At 50.3% G+C, this 1,093-nt stretch carries 1 protein-coding gene; it reads left to right on the plus strand.

All coding sequences use genetic code 11. The features are described from left to right. The first annotated feature begins 185 nt into the window (after positions 1–185). Positions 186–1,061: a hypothetical protein gene (locus EI161_RS14455; RefSeq protein WP_192529972.1), complete on the plus strand. Its 876-nt coding sequence runs from the start codon at positions 186–188 to the stop codon at positions 1,059–1,061. Positions 1,062–1,093 lie beyond the last annotated feature (32 nt).

Consider the following 1,093-nt stretch of genomic DNA (forward strand, 5'->3'; position numbering starts at 1 on the left):
ACGTTACTTTAATCAAAACCTCTTATCAGGTGTCCTAAATTAGTTGACCACTACACTATGACCCAAGCACCCAAGCGGCTAGTACCGATACTAGTCCTACTTGGCGCTCGACACATGCCGCTATCAGCGTAGGTGATACCACAGACGCTGATTCTGCTAACTGGACCACTCGTCAAATCACAGGTGTGGCCGCTGGTACGGAAGATACCGATGCTGTCAACATTGCCCAGTTCAAAAAGGTGCAAGCCACAGCGGGTACCGTGGCAGGCGCGGTCATGTACGATGATACGGCGACTAAAGATAAAGTCACTTTCGGCGGTATCGGAGCTGCCACACCAGCAGCCCTAACCAATATCGCCGCTGGCACCAGTGCTTTAGACGGTGTCAATTTCTCACAGATTCAAAACATACCTAATGCCTTTGGTGGTGGCGCAAGCTTTGACGCTAGCGGCTCTTTTCAGCCACCTAGCTATACTATCAATAGCAAAAACTTCAATAATGTAGGTGATGCTTTTGATGAAGTGGATAGTCGTTTGACCACTCTATCTGGTCTAGGCGGTGTGGCTGGTGATAGCGCCTATCAAGTAGCGTTAGATAATGGCTTTTCGGGTTCAGAATCGCAGTGGCTCGATAGCTTACAAGGCGTAAAAGGGGATAAGGGTGACCAAGGACTCAAGGGTGATCAGGGGCTTAAAGGTGACAAAGGTGATAAAGGCGATCCAGGAATAGGCGCGGGCGGCGGCGGTGTCCCAGGCCCGATTGGACCGCAAGGCCCTAAAGGTGACCAAGGTGATCAGGGGCCTATTGGTGTCTCAGGCGCAGATGGTATGGATGGTGCTGATGGCATGAATGGTCAGAACGGTCAGAACGGTCAGAACGGTCAGAACGGTCAGAACGGTCAGAACGGCCTAAACGGTCAGAATGGCCTAAATGGTGTTGACGGTACACAAGGCCCTAAGGGTGACAAAGGTGATCAAGGACTACAGGGCTTGGCTGGTACTAATGGTATCGATGGTCAGGACGGTGCTGATGGTTTAAACTGTAGTGGTCAACTAATTTAGGACACCTGATAAGAGGTTTTGATTAAAGTAAC

It is taken from the genome of Psychrobacter sp. FME5, from assembly GCF_014861375.1.
Taxonomy (GTDB): Bacteria; Pseudomonadota; Gammaproteobacteria; order Pseudomonadales; family Moraxellaceae; genus Psychrobacter.